At 43.3% G+C, this 20,079-nt stretch carries 16 protein-coding genes; 7 read left to right on the top strand and 9 right to left on the bottom strand.

All coding sequences use genetic code 11. The features are described 5' to 3' along the window. Positions 1–13 precede the first annotated feature (13 nt). On the bottom strand, positions 14–985 hold the full coding sequence (locus tag PNC201_RS09725) for a transposase (protein WP_102056931.1): 972 nt from the start codon (positions 983–985) through the stop codon (positions 14–16). A gap of 192 nt (positions 986–1,177) precedes the next feature. Between PNC201_RS09725 and PNC201_RS09720 the strand changes: the two genes are divergently transcribed. The 3 genes from PNC201_RS09720 to PNC201_RS09710 all read left to right on the top strand — a co-directional run bounded on the left by PNC201_RS09720 (position 1,178) and on the right by PNC201_RS09710 (position 4,013). After that, positions 1,178–1,642, top strand: a complete 465-nt coding sequence (locus tag PNC201_RS09720) for a hypothetical protein (RefSeq protein WP_052258378.1) — start codon at positions 1,178–1,180, stop codon at positions 1,640–1,642. Between the two features lie 365 nt (positions 1,643–2,007). After that, positions 2,008–2,400 (top strand): BlaI/MecI/CopY family transcriptional regulator, encoded by a 393-nt coding sequence (locus tag PNC201_RS09715; RefSeq protein WP_010604953.1) that lies wholly within the window; start codon positions 2,008–2,010, stop codon positions 2,398–2,400. Beyond that, a complete protein-coding gene (locus PNC201_RS09710) occupies positions 2,400–4,013 on the top strand; it encodes a M56 family metallopeptidase (protein ID WP_102056930.1) in 1,614 nt (537 codons plus the stop codon). Before PNC201_RS09715 ends, PNC201_RS09710 begins: the two co-directional genes overlap by 1 nt. A gap of 58 nt (positions 4,014–4,071) precedes the next feature. Here PNC201_RS09710 and PNC201_RS09705 read toward each other — a convergent pair whose 3' ends face one another. From PNC201_RS09705 to PNC201_RS09695, 3 genes are all read right to left on the bottom strand, one after another. Next, the gene (locus PNC201_RS09705) at positions 4,072–4,965 is read right to left on the bottom strand and encodes an ABC transporter ATP-binding protein (protein WP_102056929.1); all 894 of its coding nucleotides are present in this window, start codon (positions 4,963–4,965) and stop codon (positions 4,072–4,074) included. Continuing rightward, positions 4,962–5,768 carry an ABC transporter permease subunit gene (locus PNC201_RS09700; RefSeq protein WP_102056928.1) on the bottom strand — a complete coding sequence of 269 codons (807 nt, stop codon included), beginning with the start codon at positions 5,766–5,768 and terminating at the stop codon, positions 4,962–4,964. Before PNC201_RS09700 ends, PNC201_RS09705 begins: the two co-directional genes overlap by 4 nt. Positions 5,769–5,942: 174 nt before the next feature. After that, positions 5,943–7,763 carry a M2 family metallopeptidase gene (locus PNC201_RS09695; protein ID WP_102056927.1) on the bottom strand — a complete coding sequence of 607 codons (1,821 nt, stop codon included), beginning with the start codon at positions 7,761–7,763 and terminating at the stop codon, positions 5,943–5,945. A gap of 349 nt (positions 7,764–8,112) precedes the next feature. Between PNC201_RS09695 and PNC201_RS09690 the strand changes: the two genes are divergently transcribed. Continuing rightward, a complete protein-coding gene (locus PNC201_RS09690) occupies positions 8,113–10,383 on the top strand; it encodes an acyl-CoA dehydrogenase (protein ID WP_102056926.1) in 2,271 nt (756 codons plus the stop codon). 76 nt (positions 10,384–10,459) lie between these two features. Here PNC201_RS09690 and PNC201_RS09685 read toward each other — a convergent pair whose 3' ends face one another. Continuing rightward, positions 10,460–10,909, bottom strand: a complete 450-nt coding sequence (locus PNC201_RS09685) for a hypothetical protein (RefSeq protein ID WP_039497631.1) — start codon at positions 10,907–10,909, stop codon at positions 10,460–10,462. Between the two features lie 116 nt (positions 10,910–11,025). Between PNC201_RS09685 and PNC201_RS09680 the strand changes: the two genes are divergently transcribed. Then, positions 11,026–12,012 (top strand): WD40 repeat domain-containing protein, encoded by a 987-nt coding sequence (locus tag PNC201_RS09680; protein WP_095727524.1) that lies wholly within the window; start codon positions 11,026–11,028, stop codon positions 12,010–12,012. Between the two features lie 62 nt (positions 12,013–12,074). Here the strand turns inward: PNC201_RS09680 and astB are convergent, their stop codons facing one another. Beyond that, the gene (gene astB / locus PNC201_RS09675; RefSeq protein ID WP_102056925.1) at positions 12,075–13,415 is read right to left on the bottom strand and encodes an N-succinylarginine dihydrolase; all 1,341 of its coding nucleotides are present in this window, start codon (positions 13,413–13,415) and stop codon (positions 12,075–12,077) included. Between the two features lie 331 nt (positions 13,416–13,746). Between astB and PNC201_RS09665 the strand changes: the two genes are divergently transcribed. Beyond that, the gene (locus PNC201_RS09665) at positions 13,747–15,642 is read left to right on the top strand and encodes a DUF294 nucleotidyltransferase-like domain-containing protein (protein WP_039497644.1); all 1,896 of its coding nucleotides are present in this window, start codon (positions 13,747–13,749) and stop codon (positions 15,640–15,642) included. Between the two features lie 24 nt (positions 15,643–15,666). Further along, entirely contained in the window at positions 15,667–16,353 is a 687-nt protein-coding gene (locus tag PNC201_RS09660) for a 3'-5' exonuclease (protein ID WP_102057868.1), read from the top strand. A gap of 61 nt (positions 16,354–16,414) precedes the next feature. On the opposite strand, the gene PNC201_RS09655 is transcribed toward PNC201_RS09660, so the two are convergent. From PNC201_RS09655 to PNC201_RS09645, 3 genes are all read right to left on the bottom strand, one after another. Beyond that, a complete protein-coding gene (locus PNC201_RS09655; RefSeq protein WP_010604943.1) occupies positions 16,415–17,989 on the bottom strand; it encodes a BCCT family transporter in 1,575 nt (524 codons plus the stop codon). Between the two features lie 696 nt (positions 17,990–18,685). Next, positions 18,686–19,351 (bottom strand): CoA transferase subunit B, encoded by a 666-nt coding sequence (locus tag PNC201_RS09650; protein ID WP_010604942.1) that lies wholly within the window; start codon positions 19,349–19,351, stop codon positions 18,686–18,688. A gap of 9 nt (positions 19,352–19,360) precedes the next feature. Beyond that, on the bottom strand, positions 19,361–20,059 hold the full coding sequence (locus PNC201_RS09645) for a CoA transferase subunit A (RefSeq protein ID WP_010378612.1): 699 nt from the start codon (positions 20,057–20,059) through the stop codon (positions 19,361–19,363). Between the last annotated feature and the right edge of the window lie 20 nt (positions 20,060–20,079).

The following is a 20,079-nucleotide window of genomic DNA, read 5'->3' as shown; positions in this document are numbered from 1 at the left end:
AATGTGAGTTTTGCTAAGCCAACAAACGCTCGCAGTTTGTTAGGTTTGTCCGTCGTCGTTTTTGAAGTGTTTCGCAGTAAGCGGTTATTGTCCGCTCTCGACCAACTGCACCGTGGAATACCCGTGAAAATTGCGTAGTAAGTTTTATCCAGTTCTCCGGTCCGATATTTAGTCGAGTGAGAATAGGCTGAGACTCAAAGATATAACCGTGTTTATCGGCTCGAATACACTGGCCCGTGAGCTCAACTAATTCAATATAGGACTTGAGTTCAAAAGGAAGGCCTTTAGGCATATGTTTTCGTGGGCTGCCTGCAAAGCGTAGTAGGCTTTTTGGTTGTTTACCTAATTTTGCATGGTCTATGCGTTTTTTGATACTGGTGTAGTCTGAGGTTTCAGGCGTTGCGGCGATTTTGGCTCTAATGGGGTTTAAGTCTACATATGCCAAACAAGCAGCCAGTGCTGCTTCATCCAGTAATGCTTGGGATTTAAATCGTCCTTCCCAAAATCGGCCTGTACAGTTATCTTCTTTATTTGCTCGGCGGGCGATGTCTTCGTTAAGCACCCGCATAAACCAACTAATATCCGCTAGTCTTCCCCTGTACTTATCAACCAGCTCATCTAGCATCAATTGCTCCGACTCATTGAGTGGCTCACCTTCTGTAAATTTACGGCTTATCCAATTACCTTTAAACAACTTGTGCCACCGTATCAAAATCGCTTCATCCGACAGACGCTTAGCCTTTGTATCATCAACATATAAAACAATATGAGTGTGATTACTCATCACGGCATAAGCACAAATATCAATACAAAACACGGAACCCAACATCAGGAGCTTTTCTTCAACCCAATCCCGGCGGTGTTCGTATGATTTTCCGGTAAATCTATCTTCACCGCACAGAAACGCGCGCCTTACGCAGCGGGAGATACAGTGGTAGTATTTGGTGTCGGTTAAACTGATTTGTTTTTTACGGGCAGTAGCCATAGTTTGTTTTCCTCAATCCTTTGAGTGCAGAATTAAAGCGTAGGCGGTATCTTAGGAAGGTGCAAATTAGTGGTGGGTGTCAGCGATTTGGCGATTTAGCTTTATGGCACTGGCTTTAAGATAACCCACAGAAATGGAGACTAGCACAGTGTGGGATTCATTATTTCTAGGTATAGCAGGAAGGAAAAAACCGTGAATAAATTTATATTAGTGTTATTTTGTTTTCTTTTTTCATTTTCTAGTAGTGCACATGATAATTTCACATCAGAGCAACTAATTGAGAAAGCAAAAGTATTTGTAGCGGCAAAAAATGCGCGTCAACAACCCAATTCAACAATTAAAGAAATAGAGAACTATATCTCATTGCTTTCTGACGACTTTATCGATGAACACGTCAAATTTAGATTTACTTATACAGATAAATCTAAACTCCGAGAGGATATGATTAATAAATTAAAAGATGAAATCATCCATAGTTCAATAGAAATAAATGAGGTAATGGTTGGCGCTGATGTCGTCTTTGTAAAAATGACCGAATCAGGTAAAGTAAAGCCTACTCATTTAGATAAAGCGATTGAGTATAGTAAAACCAATATTGTTTCACTTGAGTTTAATAAAGAGGGCTTAATTACGCACATTCGTCGACACCACGGGTAATCTATACCATACAAACGCTTTAATACATTAGCGGTGGGTGTCTGCGTTCATCACGGGTGTCTGCGTTCATCACGTTCATCATCTATCAGCGTTCAATAGAACTACAACACAGAGAGCTTTAGTTGTAGCTAAAACTTGAGTCTCACTTTACCCTAATTTGAGTTGTTATGATCTTTAACCAAGGAACGCAAAATGCGCTTTTTGGGGGAGTTGTTGCACACCCTCACTTTTCTCCAAGGTAATGCTGCTTTCATGTATAGCTTCACCTTCTGTTTTTTCACCAAAAATTTCTAGTTGACTTCATGGGTACCAACAACTACATTTGTAGTGGTTTAAAACTACAAATGTAGTGGTAGAGGTGATAAGTGAAACTAAGTGAATTTGAATTAGACGTGATGAAGTTACTTTGGCAACAAAATGCATGTACTGCCAGTGAGCTTCATAAATATCTTCTTGCAGATGATACAAGAACAAAAAAAGTGGCTTATAACACAGTCAAAACAATCGTAGATCGACTAGAGCAAAAAGGTGCGGTCGAGCGCTGTGGTCAGCAGGGGAGGTCAATCGTCTATCAAGCAAAAGTGACTCAGCAAGCGCTTTCACAGCAGGCAACACCGCGTTTTATGGATCGCTTTTTTAAAGGTAGTTCACGCAGCCTGATAGCTCATTTCATTAAAGAAGAGAGTTTAGACGATGATGATATTGAGTATTTACAAAACCTACTTAAGAGCAAAAAACAGAAGAAAGAGAGCGACTAATGTTTGATTACTTACTCACCGCAAGCTTGCTCAGCATGTTTAGTTTGACTAGCTGCTATTTTCTGAAAACTGCGCCTGCACGAACGCGCTTTTATGTGTTGGTAGTAGGGTTATTGAGTTGGCTAATTCCATGGCAGCAACTTTCCCCACCCCCTTTTTTAATAGATCTAGAGCTTTACACTATTGAGGTAAGTTCTATTTCAGATTCAGGGTCAACTCCACCGAACAGCATCAAGCAAACCACTTTGCAAACCGAATCAAACTGGCTTTCTGGCTATACCATAAACCAAGTGTTTTCAAATTTGTTTGTATTTCTGACAGTGGTAGGTGGAGGACTATTTCTAGCGAGAGTGTTGTCGTATAAAAGATTACTAAGAGGCATCGAAAAGGGCGCCTACACCAGTGAAGAGCATCAATATCTACACACGTCTTGCACCGTAAAATTTACAGAATTGAGTACCCCAGCAATTACGACAGGCCCATTACAGCACACCATTTGGTTAGATTTTAAGATGAAAGGTCGACCAGAACTCGATTCCGTGATTGAGCATGAGTTAACGCATATCAAGCATAAGGACACATATTGGTTATGGCTAATATGTGCGACTGAAAGCGTCTTCTTTTGGAATCCATTCTGTTTGTTGTTAGCAAATTTGGCGCGACAACAAATCGAACTCAGCTGCGATGAAAGCTGTATGGAAAAACTGAGTGATAAATATAGATACGATTTGGCCAGTTTACTGTTGTCCGAACATCAATACCGGTATGAACATGCGTCATTAGGTCATTCAGTATTAGCCGTATCTCACTCGAAAAGTTTCAATATTCAAAGAGTTAAAACACTAAACAAGGAAAAGAAAATGAAATTATCCCATTTAATGATTATCACGGCAGCACTATCTTGTGGTGCCTTAGCTGCTAACCAAATCGTCTCTGAAAAGCAGGTAACACAAGAAGCGAGTAAACAAAAGAGTGAAAATTCTGCGCGATATCAACAGCAATTAAAGGAACTACTCGCTGGGGCGAAAGGTGCGAAATCGGATGATGAAGCACAGCTAACAGCAGCGGTTTCACACATTTTAAATTGGCATAGTAACCGCCGTTCGTTGAATGGTTTTGAAGAGCTGGATATCAAAGTTAAAAGCTTTACCTTGCTCGACCAAACCTATCATAAGCTAGGTCAACACGAAGCAATCTTGACCGCTTACACTAATTGGTTTCCTGAAGGCTCTACTCAACCGCCATTTTTAAAAAACAGATTGGCATCAGCTTATATGCACCTTGGGCAACATCAGCAGGCAGCAGAGCAACTAGAGAGTTTATCTGAAAAAATGCAAAGTCGCTTTCAAATCGGTAGCGCTACTGATTTGGCACGCGCTTACATTGAAATGGCAGACTACGATAAAGCATTAGCTGTATTAAACAGTGATGTTGTAACCAGCGCTGAAAATCAAACATATCAAGATATCCTAAGATACTATGCATACGAAAAACTGAATAACCAAACAAAGGTGAACGAGTTGAAAGAGCGTTTACCTGCGGATTATGCGAAAACGCCGGCAATATTACCTCGCTTACCTCGACCCGGCTCTTTGTTACTGGCGAAGTTATAAATCATTTAAGAAAGCCTGTAAGATGCAGGCTTTTTTAATTTACTAAACTAACCGTGCGCTAGCCGAACAGTTCATCTTCTAGTGTTTTACCATTAACTAACGACTTGTAACGCCAACCCTGTTCACGGCAAAGTTGGAGTACGTCAATATCAACCTGTTGGCCGCTACGGTACTCAATAAGCAGGGCGCCACTGGCATTTACTGTCACCTCTTCAACGCCTTGTAAGGTTTTCAAAAGCGCTATGTGACTACCGGTGCCAGACTCTTTAAGTTTTACTGTCAGCGTGGCAAGTTCCGCTTCTTGGATGCGGTCAACTGCGGTTAATTTACCATGCTGTAAATGTAATACCTGATCGCACAAATCATCGAGTTCTACTAAATCGTGTGAACTCAAAATAAAAGTCGTTTCAGATTGAAGCCTTTTTACTAGGTTTCTGATCTCACGAGCATTCACGGGATCTAATCCAGCCGTGGCTTCGTCAAGTAGTACAATTTCAGGCTTTGAAAGTAGCGTTTGGGCAATACAGATACGTTTTCGCATGCCATGAGATAACTCATGAGGTTTGGCGTGATAACAGTCTTTGAGGTCTACAAGCGCAAGCACTCTGTGCGTTTCACTCTCGGCCGCTTTCGCATCTAAACCTTGAAGTTGTCCGTATAAACGTAGCTGATTACTGACAGAAAACCTTGGATCAAGCTGAGCATCCTGTGGAAGTGCGGCAAGGCGACCAAAAAGTGCAGCGCTGCCAGGTTTGTGACCTAAAATCTGAACATTGCCTGCATCTGCATTTAGATACCCACAAAGTGTGCTAAAAAGGGTGGTTTTACCCGCACCATTTGGGCCAACAAGCGCAATGGGTGAACCTGCGTTTAGGGTAAAAGATACGTTATCTAGTGCGCGCTTTCGTCCATACTCTTTCACTAAATTATTAACTTCAATAATGCTACTCATAGCGTGCGCCTTCTTAATAGTTCACAACTAATTGCAATTAACACGAGGCTATGCAGCACCGGTGTGGCAAAGCGAGAGAGGTTGATATTTTGTGCGATGGTTTCTGTGCCTTGGAATCCAGGAAAAAGATAAAACAGATACTCCGCGTAAGCGCTGTACTCAAGTGCAAAAGCGACCAAAGTAGCGAGCGTTAAGTAGGTTAAAATTGCGTAAATCATACTCATTTTGCTTGAGTTAGCAAAGTGATTAGCAACAGACATCAGGGCAATAAATGGCGCAGTAATAAGCGTTAGCTCTAAAACAATTAATGTCGCTCGACTTAGCCCTGTGAGCCACAAGCTTGGGTCGCGCACCACCATTAATATCCAAGCACCTACAGCAGAAATCGCTATGAGCAGCAACGTATTGAATACCTGCCCAACAAAGCGGCCAACAACAATTTCCGCGCGAGATGTGCGCAGGGTTAGAAATCTCAGTGTGCCGCGGGTTCTATCTTCTACAGTTTGATCTGCGCTTGAAAAGATCACAAAAAGAGGAAATAAAAAGATTGACCAAACTAAGTACAGTGCAAGTTCCATTTCAGGCCACTGGGCAATACGATGCATACCAACGACGCCGGAAAAACTCTGGATCATATTTTTGAAGTTGGGGTCGCTGACAATGGATACCGCTTCTGCAATGGCGTAGCGCAAAATAGCATACCAAACCAAAACAAATGCGGCGATGGCTATCCATCCGCGTTTCGTTGCAAACAAGCGTTGCAATTCAAAGATGGCTATTAGGCCAATTCTTTTTATATTCATAAGGATCCTTGCATGTGACAACACAGACCTCACCGCCAGAGCGGTAGGCTGATTTTGATTTGAGCGTATATGATTGGCGCTAAAAAAGGAAGTTACTGAACTGTAACAAAATTAAACCAATATAAAACGGGCACGATTGAGTGTGCCCGTTTCTGAATCTCTATTTGCTAGCAATTACCAGCCGCAATTACGGCCTTTATTTTGCTCATCTAGGTATTTTTGCAATGGTGCAAAGTAGTCAAGTACTGCTGTTGCATCCATTTCATCTTTACCTGTTAGCGTTTTAAGTGCTTGTTGCCAAGGTTTGCTGCTGCCCATTTCAAGCATGGCATTTAAACGCTCACCAGCTGCTTTCGAGTTGTAAACAGAACAGCGGTGAATGGCTTCTTTGCTTCCAGCAATTTCACAAAGTGATTTGTGGAATTGGAACTGCAAAATATGCGCTAGGAAGTAACGAGTGTAAGGCACATTACCAGGTACGTGGTATTTTGCACCTGGGTCAAAGTCATTTTCTGTACGTGAAATTGGTGCTTTAACACCTTGATATTTCTCTCTTAATTCCCACCACGCTTGGTTGTACTCTGCTGGAGAAATCTCACCAGAGAATACTTTCCAGCGCCATTGGTCGACAAGTAGACCGAATGGAATAAATGCAACTTTGTCGAGTGCCATCTTCATCAATAGACCGATATCTTTTGACTCATCCGGTACGTTATCCAACAAACCAATTTGCTTTAAGTAGCCAGGTGTTACAGATAGCGCGATGGTGTCGCCGATAGCTTCGTGGAAGCCATCGTTGGCACTTTCTTGGTAATACACAGGCTGTTGATTGTAAGCGCGCTGATAGAAGTTATGGCCTAGTTCATGGTGGATAACTGAGAACTCTTCACCGGTGCGTTGGATACACATTTTGATGCGTAGGTCGTCTTTGGCATCTAAGTTCCATGCTGATGCATGACATTGTACGTCGCGGTCTTGTGGTTTAATAAATAAAGAACGTTCGTAGAAAGTCTCAGGTAATGGGGCAAAACCCATAGAGGTGAAGAACTTTTCTGCACCTTTTACCATTTTGATTTCGTCGTAATTGTGTTTAGCCAGTAGCGCCGTTACATCATAACCCGGATCTGCGTTTTCTGGCGCGACTAAGTCATAGATATTGCCCCAGCTTTGTGCCCACATATTGCCAAGCAAGTGTGCAGGAATAGGCTGGTCTTGAGGCACTTTATCTTCGCCGTATTTCTCGCCAAGCTTGGCTCTAACATGACAGTGCAGCGAATCATATAGCGGCTTTACTTGGTTCCAAGTACGGTCAAGTTCTTTTGCAAAGTCGTCCGCTGGCATGTCGTACTTACTGCGCCACATGGCGCCTGTGTCTGCGTAGCCAAGCTCATTAGCACCTTCATTGGTAAGTACCACTTGCTTTTCATAGAGTGGACGCATCGGCTTTGACACTTCTCGCCAACCTTGCCAGATGTCTAAAAGCTCTTCATAGTCGCGACTATTCGCCATCTTAGCCGTCATGTCGCCAAGGCTTAGGCAAGTGCCATCATCTTTACAGTATTTGCCCTTGCCGTACATACCATCAAGCTCTGCAGTGAGCTTTGCAAGTTCCGCTGTTTTGTCAGCATCTTTTGGTGCAGGTAATGTCAGGTTTAGCTTCAATTTGTCAAGCTTGCGGCGAGTATCTTCGTTTAACGTCGAGCCATCAAATTGTGCAGCTTGGTTAGCAAGCTCCACGAGCGCAGCGGTGTATTCCTCATTAACGTCCGCAGCAAATGAAGCGGTATCGTGAGTAATAAAGTTCGCGTAAATCCAAGCTGAGCGGCTAGAGCGGAAGTTAAGGTCAACCAACTGTTCTGACGCCTTATCTAAAAATGCTACTGCATCGGCTTCTGATAACGCTTTATTTGTAGTTTCAGTGGATTTGCAGGCAGAGAGTGCAAAAGTACTGGCAACAATGAGTGCGCCAACACTTAACTTAAATCTTGGTTTCATAGGGTTCACTTGTTGTTTTAATGAATACACGAGCCGACTTAACGCTAGACGGCATTTCAGTATCTATAGCCAGCTACGCTAATTGGGTTAACTGCTAAAATTAATCCAATTAGTATTAGTCGTATGAACAACTAATCGTAGTGAGCGCGGCTTTTACGCGCAGCAAAGCATCATTTTTTGCTGTGGTGGCAAGAATAATAGCAGGACGACTTTAAAACGACAATTTTGCGATGGACAAACAAAGAGATGCGAGCGCAGATAAAAGTTGAGTTAGTGTGATTATTAACCATAATTAAGGCAGTCAATTGTATCAAAAGGCCGTATTTGAAGCCTGCAAAAAGGAGTGCATATGACTTTAGTTTTATTGGTGATATTGGCCATAGTGGTGGTATTTTGTGTCCGTGATATCAGGGTTAAGTTGATCACTAAACCGCTCTTTAATTATTTCAAAACATCATTACCTGAACTCTCCCAAACCGAGCGAGAAGCGATGGAAGCAGGGAGTATCTGGTGGGATGGCGCGTTGTTTTCGGGTAAGCCGAATTGGCGAAAGTGGTTAAGTAATGATAAACCAAAGCTGAGCGATGAAGAACAGGCATTTATAGATAACGAATTACACACGCTGCTAAAAATGCTTGATGAAGAAAAAATATCTGAGGCTCAAGACCTGCCTGAAGAAGTTTGGCAATTTTTAAAAGAAAAGGGTTTTTTTGCTTTTATTATTCCAAAGGCTTTTGGTGGTCGGGAATTTAGTGCTCAGGCGAACTCCACCATCGTTGCAAAAATAGCCAGCCGTAGCTTGTCTACGGCAGTGACCGTGATGGTGCCAAATAGTTTAGGCCCTGCGGAGCTGCTGCTTCATTACGGGACCAATGATCAGCAGAATACTTGGCTGCCAAAGCTTGCCTCGGGTGAGGCGCTACCTTGTTTTGCATTGACCTCTCAAGAGGCGGGATCGGATGCTGGTAGCATTCAAGACTTTGCGATTGTGTGTGAGCGAGAATTTGAGGGAGAAAAGCAAATTGGACTTGCGGTAACTTGGCAAAAACGATACATCACGCTGGCGCCCGTCGCTGATGTATTAGGACTTGCGTTTAAGGCTTACGACCCGGATCAATTGCTTTCAAATAAAGTAGAGCTTGGGATCACTTGTGCACTTATTCCTACGGCACATGAAGGCGTAAAAACTGGAGATCGACATAATCCGCTGGGGCAAGCTTTTATGAATGGTACAACCAGTGGTGAAGATGTTTTTATTCCAATGGCTTGGGTGATAGGCGAACAGTCAGGTATTGGCAAAGGGTGGCGCATGTTGGTGTCGTGTTTAAGTGCTGGGCGGGGGATATCTTTGCCTGCACTGAGCGCGGGAACCGCTCAATTAAGTGCCAGAACGACTTCGGCTTACGCTGGTGTCCGTCGTCAATTTGGTGTACCTATCTCTGCCTTTGAAGGAGTGCAAAGCGCGTTAGCCAGAATTTACGGCTATAGCTATCTTATTGAAGCGGTGAGACAAACCACTGCGTTGGCAATTGATTTAAAGCAAAGCCCTTCGGTAGTCACTGCGATTGCCAAGTATCATCTCACAGAGCATGCAAGGGTGGCATTGAATGATGCGATGGATATTCATGGCGGCAAAGCCATTCAAATGGGGGAAATGAATTATCTTGCCCACAATTATATGGGGATGCCGATTTCTATTACCGTTGAGGGCGCCAATATTTTAACGCGAAGCTTGATGATTTTTGGTCAAGGTGCAACGCGTTGCCATCCTTTCATACTCAAAGAAATGAGTATCGTACAGCAAGAAGATCAATTAATCGCATTGAAAGAGTTTGATGAAGTGCTTTGCAAACACTTGCAGCATACCTCTATGAATGGGCTTAAGGCATTTTTTAATGGCTTCACACTTGCACGTTTCGAACGTGCGCCAGTTGGTGGTGATGTGGCGGCGTATTACCGACGGCTAACATGGTTGAGCCAAGCGCTTTCTGTGTATAGCGATATCGCTATGTTAAAGCTAGGCGGTTCACTAAAACGTAGAGAAATGCTCTCTGCAAAATTAGGAGATGTCCTGAGCTTTCTTTATATCGCCTCGTGTGTATTAAAGAAATACGAAGATGATGGTCGTCAGCAAGGGGACTTACCGCTGGTAAAGTTTGCCTTAGATCACTGTCTTAACGAAGCAAGTAAGGCTATTTATGCATTTTGCGATAACTTTACCGCAGCACCTCTGGCATTTTTGTTAAAACGTTTGGCGTTTCCCGTTGGTAAGTGGCTCAAAGCGCCGAGCGATAAATTGGCGGTGCAGGTATGTAGCAATGTTTCTGATCACAACTCGACCCGTGAACGTATCTCGCATCTGTGCGCCGTAGTAAAACACTCTGCGATAGATACGGTTGAGCATGCTTATTTACTGGAAAAGGCGCATGCTCCACTAATGGCAAAATATCGTAAGTGGTGTAAACAAAATAGCGTGAAATTGGTGGGTAAGACATTGAATGAAAAACTCAGTATCGCAATGGACGACAAGGTGATTGATGATAAGAGTTCTGAAACCATCTTTTGTATTGAAACGCTAGTTGCAAAAGCGATTGCTGTTGATGCAAAAGCGCCCAACTAGTTTGTTGTGACGGAGGGATATTGGCTAATTTGTTAAAAAAGCCCCGACAACGGGGCTTTCCAATCTAATTCTTGAGTTAACGCGCAAAGGGGTCGGCTAGTACCTTGTCTACGTACCATTTGCCTTTTTTGCGCACCATACTGACACTACGCATGTCGTCTACTTGCTCACCGTGAAGCTGACCTGTAAAAATTAAATTAATTTTTGCGCTGTCGCCATACTGTTCGCGCAGACTTTGATTGGTCATATCAACTTCTATGGTGACTTCATCGTATTGCATATTCACTAAATTTCTGGCGAATTGCGACGCAGTACCGTAAGAGCGCATGATACGCGCGTGACGGGGAGTGGCGATTTTCATTGCAGCGTCTAAATCTTTTTGATTATAGAGTGCGTCAAAATACATTGTTGCGGCATATCCAGGAGTGTCCTTGTCACCACTGACATTATCCTCTGAGCCGCACGCTGAGAGTAAAATCATTGCGGCTAAGACAACGAAAGTTTGCTTAATAAGTGACTTTGTCATGCTAAAATACATCATATGCAGTCTAAAATTATTCACAATAAGTTAAGTTTGTCTGCTAACGGCCGATATGTAAAGCCAGTAAATGAAATAAATGTATTATGTGCTAAGGGTTTAAGATGTCTCGTTTAATATCACTAGCTTGGTTCGCTTTATTTTTAGTAGGGTGTGGATCGCAGCCTGAAATTAGTAAAGGGGTAACAAGCCAGTTGACGCAAAATGGCATAATACTCGGGCATTTTTCTAAAGATGGAAAGTGGAGCGTAACATTAGACAGTAATGCTGAAATCCATATTTATGACAATGCCAATCAGTCTGTCATATTCTCAGTACCCAAAGACAAAATAAAAACACCAGTTAAAGAAGTTTTACTGTCAGATGATAAGGAAATGCTCATCGTGGCAGGTGAAAACCTTATCTCAATTTGGTCTGTTCCAAAGCAAAAGTTGATAACGAACGTACCTTTTGCAGGGGTGAGTCCACTAGCTTCAATCTCTGCTTTAGCGCTTTCCCATAACAATCAGCGTTTGCTTGTTGCGATGGATGATGGCTCACTCAATATGGCGGATCTATTCACTAAGTTAAACAATCGTTTTATGCCACATACTCGACCGATAGAGCATTTGGCGTTTGACAATAGTGGCGACTATTTTGTTACAGGCGCGCAAGATGGGTTGGTTGCCCTTTGGCAATTTGCCTCACCAGAACCTTTATATGAGCATCAATTTAGTCATCGTGTTACCAGTTTAACAGTGAGTCATGATGGCAAGCACTTATTCGTCTCAGATGGGTTGAATGCGCAACATGTACTAGACTTTGAGTCTGGAAAACAGCTCAGTGAGCTAAAGTATATGGCGCGTTTTAAGATGTTTAGAAAGGCCAAATTTATTTCTGACTCAGGCTTACTTGCGACATCATCGTCAAAGTCTCACCTCTCCATCTGGCGCTATGAGAGCGGGGAAGAATTAGGTACCTGGTCTATTCATACTGAGAATGAGGGGGCAACGGTAGTCGATATGTATGTCCCAAACCCAGACACCTTAGTAACGCTAAATAGCGACGGTATGCTTGAGACGTGGGCGGTTAACGTACTTGCTAAAAAGTAAGGGAGTGAAATCACTCCCTTTAAACCTCAGATTAATTGCAGTTTGACAAGCAAAACTTGAAATTAGGCGCGTTGGAAGTCATAAACGCTACCAAGATTAAGTAGTTGGGTGAGTTCATCTAGTGCAGCATAGGACTCTTGCAGTAGGCTCGGATCAGCTAAATCCTGCTCTGTGACTTTATCGCGATAGTGTTTATTGACCCACGCGCTTAGTTGAATAAATTTGTCTTCACTCATCATCACTTCTGGATTTACCGCTTTTAGCTCATCTTCATTGAGTGCTACTCGTAATCGCAAACATGCAGGTCCACCACCATTTTGCATACTTTGGCGTAAGTCAAAAAAGCGTACTTGCGAAATCGGATTTTTTGCACCGAGCATATATTCGATATACGCGGCAACGTTATCATTCTTCGCACATTCCTCCGGTGCAACCAGCATCATCTCGCCTGATGGCAAGGTGATCAATTGTGAGTTAAATAGGTAGCTTTTTACTGCGTCTTCAACACTCACTGCATGCGTCGGAACTTCTACAATATGTAAAGGTTTTTCGCCGATATACGCTTGTCTAATTTTAGTTAGACTGGTGGTCTGATCGATGAAGGCTTGATCATGGCAAAACAGCACATTCTCATTGCCCACTGCAATGACGTCATTATGGAACACGCCTTGATCAATCACATTTGGGTTTTGCTGGATAAAAATTGCTTGCTTATCATCTAATTGATGTAGTCTTGCAATCGCTTGGCTTGCTTCTAATGTTTGCCGAGCAGGATATTTAGTAGGACCCTTTATATCGCTGTTAAAGCCACTTGAACCGTACACAAATAATTGTAGACCTTTACTGCCATGATTATCGGCGAGGCGAGTGTGGTTTGCCGCACCTTCATCGCCAAAAAAAGGCTGCTCAGGCAAATGCTGGTGATGTGCAAAATATTGCGCATTGGCGAACATAGCACGAAGTAAATTCGTGGTGGTTTCGGGCTCTATTGAACGGTGGAATTTGCAGTTTAAATTAGCACTTGTGAAATGTACTTTACCATCGCTGGAATCAATAGAAGGCGATACAGTCGCCGCATTAGCCGTCCACATTGCAGAGGCAGAGTAACAAGCTCGAAGCAAAATAGGGTCGTGTTTATACGCTTTTTCAAGTACCTGTGCATCGGTGCCTGAAAAGCCAACGCGGCGTAGTGGGGTTAAACTCGGGCGTGCATGAGGTGCGAATACCCCTTGTTTTAGACCAATATCATGCATTGCTTTCATCTTTTCAAGACCTTGCAATGCCGCTTCTTTTGGATTAGAGACGCTGGTAGCGTTAGAAAGTGACGCGACATTACCATAAGATAATCCGGCATAATTATGTGTTGGCCCTACTAAGCCGTCGAAATTGACTTCATAAGTCATGAGTGCGGTTCCTGTTGCGAATAGTTATAGGTAACTAGTATGAGGCGGTTTTGCTGGTTTTTAAAGTGACTTAGGTCAAATTAGGCGTTTGTACTTATTTAGCTTTAGCACGCAGTCATTGCAAAACAAATTAATAGGGAATTGGAATTAACCTATTACAACGCAATTCCTCACGTTTACTAAATTCGACTGCATCCTAGCGAGTCTCCTGATCACAATGGTGAACAGTGGAAAAACAATTGCTGCAGCCTTAGTTAAACCAGCTTTCATTGCAAATTTATCCCTCGTTGCCCACAATAGGGTTAAATTCCTTTTTATATCAAGGCAAACCATGGAAGTTGAACATCAGGAAATTGCCAATTTTTTAGTAGCTTACCCGCCGTTTTCGGATTTGCCTCAAGAGGCACTACATAAACTCGCAAGCCAAGTCGAAGTAGGTTACTACCGAGCGGGCAGCGGCATTTTGGAATATGGAGAGCAGATCACTTACTTGTATGTGATCCGATCTGGTGCTGTCGAGCTCTATCGGCGCTCAGGTGAGTTATACAATCGTATTTCCACAGGTGGGATCTTTGGCCAGCGTGGTTTATTGATGAATCGCAAAGTTCGTTTTGGCGCTCAAAGCCTTGAAGATACACTGGTGTACTGTATTCCTGTAGGCATTTTTGATGAGTATTGCGACGTTTATGAAGCGTTTGCTGATTATTTTGAAGCAGACGATAATGCGAGACTAAAAATCACGGTTTCTGAGCAAGCCGACAGCAACGATTTGACCACGGCCAAAGTGCGTAAACTATTGCTACGCGATGTGGTGTACGTTGAACGCAACGCCACGGTACAGCAGGCAGCTCAAGTGATGGCAAAAGAGCATGTGTCATCACTACTTATCTATGACCCCGAGAAACCAGTTGTCGAAGATCCAGATGAAGATGATGGTCAGGTGGTTGGCCTTATCAGTGACAGAGATCTTCGTACAAAAGTAGTCGCTGAGGGGCTGAATTATCAAACTCCGGTCTCTGAGATTATGTCGACCGATCTTATTATTGTTGACTCCAATGCCTATGTCTTCGAAGCCATGATGCTGATGCTAAGAGACAATGTGCATCATTTGCCCGTTGTTCATAAGCGTAAACCGATAGGAGTGGTCGCGCTATCCGATATTTTGCGCTATGAGTCTCAAAGCAGTCTGTTGTTTGTTAGAGGGCTAATGGACCAACAAAGTGTTGAAGACTTGAGTAGTTACGCCAAGCAGCTTCCTGCAATTTTTACTCGGATGGTGAATGAAGACGCCAACTCACACATGATTGGTTCTGCGATGTCGATTATAGGCAAAACGTTTAAACACAAGTTACTCGAACTCGCGGAAGCAAAATTAGGTCCGCCACCAATCCCATACTGCTTTATTGCCCTTGGTTCAATGGCTCGGGACGAACAATTAATTGTGACCGATCAGGATAATGCACTGATCTTGGATGACAGTTATCAACCCGCTGAGCATGGCGCTTACTTCGAAAAGTTGGCGAAGTTTGTGTGTGATGGTCTAGCCAATTGCGGTTATAAATATTGCGATGGTGGGATCATGGCAAGCAACCCAGCTTGGCGTCTAACTTACAGTCAATGGTTAGCACAATTTGAAGACTGGATAGAAAACCCCAGTCCTGAGGCTTTACTTAATAGTTCGATTTTCTTTGATCTGGAAGGCGTATGGGGTGAAACAAAATGGGCTGAGAAACTCACTGCTTTTATCAGTAAAAAGGCCAAAAGCACCCCTAAATTTTTGGCTGCGATGGCACATAATGCGCTAAGAAGAACACCGCCTTTGGGCTTTTTTAATGGTTTTGTCCTTGAGCAAGACGGTGAGCACAGGCGTTCGATGAACATTAAACGCCGTGGCACAGCACCGCTTTCAGACTTGGTTCGAGTGCATGCCCTTGGTGTTGGTTCTAAAAAACAAAACTCCTTTGAACGATTAGAAGATATTGACGAGGCAAATATACTGCCAAAGGGTAAGGTGCTAGATTTGCAAGCTGCGCTTGAATATATTGCCATCATGCGTATTCGCCATCAAGCATGGCAAATTGAGCAGGGCGAAAAGCCTGATAACAGCTTGCCGCCTGAAACACTCTCTGATTTTGAACAGCGTAATCTTAAAGAAGCTTTTGGCGTGTTAGACAAAGCACAGAGCTTTTTAAAGTTTCGCTATCAAAACAAATCCATGATGAAGTAGCGGTGTAATATGCAAGGCGAGATTATGTCATGGCCAAATCGCTTTCAGCATTTGGTAGAAACGTCGAAAGACCCGAGAATTCAAGCATTTTATCAGCAAGGCGTGGTAGATCCTTACCAGCAATTGAGCCAGTGCGAGTTTGTTGCCCTTGATTTTGAAACTACAGGGCTCGACCCAAACACCGATGATATTGTGAGCGTTGGCGTCGTACCATTTGACTTACGACGGATCCGCTTGGCTCAAGCGAAGCATTGGTTAGTGAAGCCAACCAGTCCGCTGGCTGAGGAGTCTGTGGTACTGCACCGGATCACACACTCACAAGTTGAAAGCGCGCCAGATCTGCAAGATATTCTTGAGGAAGTGTTTGCTTCGCTGCATGGTAAAGTCATAGTGGTGCACTATCAGTTTGTCGAAAAGTCATTTTTCGATTCTGCGCTAAAAGCGAGATTGGGTGAGGGTATTGAGTTTCCAGTGATTGATACGATGGAAATTGAAAAGTCAGCGATAAACAACGCCAGAAGCTGGCTTGATAAGCTCAAACGTAAACCTATTCCTTCGGTACGCTTAGCTGACTGTAGAAAGCGCTATGGGCTTCCATATTATCAGCCACATCATGCCTTGTCCGATGCGTTAGCAACGGCGGAGCTATTTCAAGCTCAAGCTCAATATTGTTTAGACCCATCAGATATGGTGAAACGCTGGTGGAGCTAATCCCAAATAACAAAAAGGCGGAGCATACACCAAGCTCCGCTTGTAATGAGATTAACGACCGTTAGCTTTTAGGCTCAGTTCTAAGCCCGAGGATCAAACTTACACACATCAGTAGTAGTACAAAAGTAAACGGTAAACCTGTTGAAATAGCACCCGCTTGCAGTGCTTCAATTGCCTCTTTACCGCCGATCCACAATAGCGCTGCAGCAATTGCACCCTCAATACTCGCCCAGAATATACGTTGTGGTACTGGGGCATCTATTTTACCACCAGCGGTAATACTATCGATAACCAAAGAACCAGAATCCGACGAGGTGATGAAGAAAACCAGTACAAGTACGATCGCCGTGAACGAGAGTAAATCGCTCATCGGTAGGTTTTCAAACATTTGGAACATCGCCAGTGGCACTTCAGTCAAGCCATCAGTACCTAGAGCGCCAATGCCATTTTTTACCTGATCGATAGCAAGGCCACCATAAATTGACATCCAGATCACGGTTACCAATGTCGGGATTAATAAAACTGCGGTAATAAACTCGCGTATGGTACGCCCCTCAGAAACGCGTGCGATAAACATACCGACAAACGGTGACCAAGAAATCCACCATGCCCAGTAAAATACGGTCCAACCTTGGAACCATGCTTCATCTTCACGACCATGCGGGTTACTCAGTGGAATGATGTTTTCAACATAGGCCATTAAAGTCGTCGGAATATTACCCATGGCAATCGCAAAACCTGCAATACCAACGAATACTAATAACACAAATGCAATTAACATATTAACGTTACTAAGTATCTTTACACCGCCATCAATACCGCGAACAACCGAAATAATCGCAAGGGCAGTTACGCCCACAATCACGGCAATTTCTAGACCGAGACCTGCTTCTATGCCAAATACATGTTGGATCCCAGCACCAGCTTGCTGTGCGCCCAGACCGAGTGATGTCGCAAGGCCAAACAAGGTAGCAAGAACGGCGAGAATATCGATGATATGGCCCGGCCAACCCCAAGCTCTGTCTCCTAAAATAGGATAAAAGATTGAGCGGATCGACAGTGGTAAGCCTTTATTGTAGGCAAAGAATGCTAAAGAAAGCGCGACAACGGCGTAAATAGCCCAAGGATGTAAACCCCAATGGTACATGGTCGCGCCCATTGCAAGTTCAGCCGCTTCAGGTGTGTTTGCAGCAACATTTAATGGTGTTTTGTACCAGCCAGTGTAATAGGCGACAGGCTCCGCTACACCCCAAAACATCAGACCAATACCCATACCTGCTGCAAATAGCATCGCCAACCATGACGCCCGAGTATAGCTTGGTTTGGCGTTTTCACCACCTAAACGAATTTTACCGTAAGGCGATAAAACGAGCACCAAACAAAATAGCACAAAGAAATTACCAGACCACATAAATAGGGCATCAAAGTTACCTATGATATCCCACTTTATGCCGTCTAAAGTGGTTTTAGCTGTGTTTGCATCAACTAATAATACGGCGACTAAAAACGCCAGTATTAATCCAGCACTTACACCAAATACAGGGTTATGTACGTCAAATCCCCACTTTTGAACATTGTCTTGTCCAACTGTGTAGTCTGTATTATCGATGCTGTACTTATCGTGGTGATTGCCCATGATATCCTCTTGTTGTTCTCATCGTGATACGACACCAAGCTGATATACTGAATTAATCGCTAGACAATGGGTGATAACAATTCGACATAAACTAACTATGCAACAAAGCAAAATGTAATCTGGCTATTAATGCTAATCATTAGCGGCTTAGAATGACTTTATCAGTCGTAAAATATGCTAGCCATAAGCCACAAAAATTACTTAGTCTAGTTTAGATTATTTAGCGTATTCATTCGATTTATGCATTTCAATCACATCAGCCGAATGACTATCTAAATATATGATGGGTTTATGTTAGTTACAGCGACAGTATACTGCCTCAATACTTGTAATTAAGATAAACCAACCGAACCGTTATGCTACTAAGCTATGGTATCAATATATTGTGTCAACTTGATATTCAGTCGATGCTTCAAAGCAGCAACTTTTTAGTTTTAAGTTGTACTGGCAGGTGAATATTCAATGCCAACCAAAACTATCTCTACTAGTTTAGGGGGTGAGATTGAAAAGTAAATGGCTACTGAATTTTTTATTTAAAAATCATCACATTCATCAACTAGACATGAAGAGTGATGTAGACTAAGGAGTTTTTCTTTGATGGCATGTGAAAAAAACCCCTCTTGCGAGGGGTTTTGGGTAACTCAGCGCCTTTGGCACTGGGAATGAGGTCGGTACATTTGTAAGTTAGGGTGTGTTTTACGACGCCTCAAACTGCATTTCAGGGATCTCACCGTCGACGATAAGCTTGCCTGCAGTTTTGCTGATTATTTCATCAACACTAACACCCGGTGCGCGTTCTAGCAAATGGAATGCGCCGTCTTTTACTTCTAACACAGCTAAATCTGTTACGATTTTCTTAACACAATTTACGCCAGTTAGCGGCAATGTGCATGATTCAAGCAATTTAGAATCGCCGTGTTTGCTAGCATGGGTCATGGTCACTATGATGTTGCGTGCACCAGCAACTAAGTCCATTGCACCACCCATGCCTTTGATTAATTTTTTCGGGATCATCCAAGACGCGATATTGCCTTGTTGATCAACTTCAAATGCACCTAGTACCGTCAAGTCTACATGACCACCACGGATCATGGCAAAGCTTTCCGCACTATTAAAAATTGCTGCACCTGTCGCTGCTGTCACGGTTTCTTTACCCGCGTTGATCATATCGGCATCAACCTGGTCTTCGGTTGGGTAGGGACCCATACCTAACAAGCCATTTTCCGATTGCAGCATCACTTCGATGCCTTGTGGTACGTAGTTAGCCACTAAGGTTGGAATACCTATGCCTAGGTTAACGTAGTAACCGTCTTCAAGCTCTTGCGCCACGCGCATCGCAATTTGTTCACGATTTAAACCCATGATTGCCTCCTATTTGCGCGTTGTGACACGTTCAATACGTTTTTCAAAGTCACCTTTGATCACGCGATTGACATAAATACCTGGGGTGTGGATTTGACTCGGCTCAAGTTCACCCGGTTCTACGATTTCTTCAACTTCCGCTACGGTGATTTTTCCGGCTGTCGCTGCCATTGGGTTAAAGTTCATTGCTGTGTGGCGGAACACCAAGTTGCCATAGCGATCTGCTTTCCAAGCCTTAACAATAGCAAACTCACCGGTAATTGATTCTTCCAAAATATATGGTCGGCCATCAAATTCTTTTACTTCTTTACCTTCAGCAACGGGAGTACCGTATCCTGTTGCCGTGTAAAAAGCTGGGATCCCAGCGCCACCAGCGCGCATCTTCTCTGCAAGCGTACCTTGTGGTGTTAATTCAACGTCAATAATGCCATCGAGAAGTTGTTGTTCAAACAGCGCATTTTCGCCAACATAAGAGGCGATGATCTTCTTAATTTGACGATCTTTAAGCAAAATACCTAAACCAAAGTCGTCGACCCCACAGTTGTTTGAAACCACGGTAAGTTCTTTTGTTTGCAGGCGCTTAATTTCTGCAATTAAGCCTTCTGGAATACCACACAAACCAAAGCCACCTGCGATGATGGTATCGCCGTCTTTAAGACCCGCCATCGCTTCGCTGTAGCTTGATACGACTTTATCGAAACCGGCCATAAGCCCACTCCTAATAATGT

The sequence above is a fragment of the Pseudoalteromonas sp. NC201 genome, assembly GCF_002850255.1.
GTDB lineage: Bacteria > Pseudomonadota > Gammaproteobacteria > Enterobacterales > Alteromonadaceae > Pseudoalteromonas.
Note: the sequence above shows the minus strand (reverse complement) of the source record. Positions and strands in the feature narration are given on the sequence as shown.

What these genes read in the sequence shown, in the direction of transcription:
- PNC201_RS09725 (WP_102056931.1), bottom strand. Translation starts at nt 985, where the DNA reads ATGGCTACTGCCCGTAAAAAACAAATCAGTTTAACCGACACCAAATAC.
- PNC201_RS09710 (WP_102056930.1), top strand. Translation starts at nt 2,400, where the DNA reads ATGTTTGATTACTTACTCACCGCAAGCTTGCTCAGCATGTTTAGTTTG.
- PNC201_RS09705 (WP_102056929.1), bottom strand. Translation starts at nt 4,965, where the DNA reads ATGAGTAGCATTATTGAAGTTAATAATTTAGTGAAAGAGTATGGACGA.
- PNC201_RS09700 (WP_102056928.1), bottom strand. Translation starts at nt 5,768, where the DNA reads ATGAATATAAAAAGAATTGGCCTAATAGCCATCTTTGAATTGCAACGC.
- PNC201_RS09695 (WP_102056927.1), bottom strand. Translation starts at nt 7,763, where the DNA reads ATGAAACCAAGATTTAAGTTAAGTGTTGGCGCACTCATTGTTGCCAGT.
- PNC201_RS09690 (WP_102056926.1), top strand. Translation starts at nt 8,113, where the DNA reads ATGACTTTAGTTTTATTGGTGATATTGGCCATAGTGGTGGTATTTTGT.
- PNC201_RS09685 (WP_039497631.1), bottom strand. Translation starts at nt 10,909, where the DNA reads ATGACAAAGTCACTTATTAAGCAAACTTTCGTTGTCTTAGCCGCAATG.
- PNC201_RS09680 (WP_095727524.1), top strand. Translation starts at nt 11,026, where the DNA reads ATGTCTCGTTTAATATCACTAGCTTGGTTCGCTTTATTTTTAGTAGGG.
- astB (WP_102056925.1), bottom strand. Translation starts at nt 13,415, where the DNA reads ATGACTTATGAAGTCAATTTCGACGGCTTAGTAGGGCCAACACATAAT.
- PNC201_RS09665 (WP_039497644.1), top strand. Translation starts at nt 13,747, where the DNA reads ATGGAAGTTGAACATCAGGAAATTGCCAATTTTTTAGTAGCTTACCCG.
- PNC201_RS09660 (WP_102057868.1), top strand. Translation starts at nt 15,667, where the DNA reads ATGTCATGGCCAAATCGCTTTCAGCATTTGGTAGAAACGTCGAAAGAC.
- PNC201_RS09655 (WP_010604943.1), bottom strand. Translation starts at nt 17,989, where the DNA reads ATGGGCAATCACCACGATAAGTACAGCATCGATAATACAGACTACACA.
- PNC201_RS09650 (WP_010604942.1), bottom strand. Translation starts at nt 19,351, where the DNA reads ATGGGTTTAAATCGTGAACAAATTGCGATGCGCGTGGCGCAAGAGCTT.
- PNC201_RS09645 (WP_010378612.1), bottom strand. Translation starts at nt 20,059, where the DNA reads ATGGCCGGTTTCGATAAAGTCGTATCAAGCTACAGCGAAGCGATGGCG.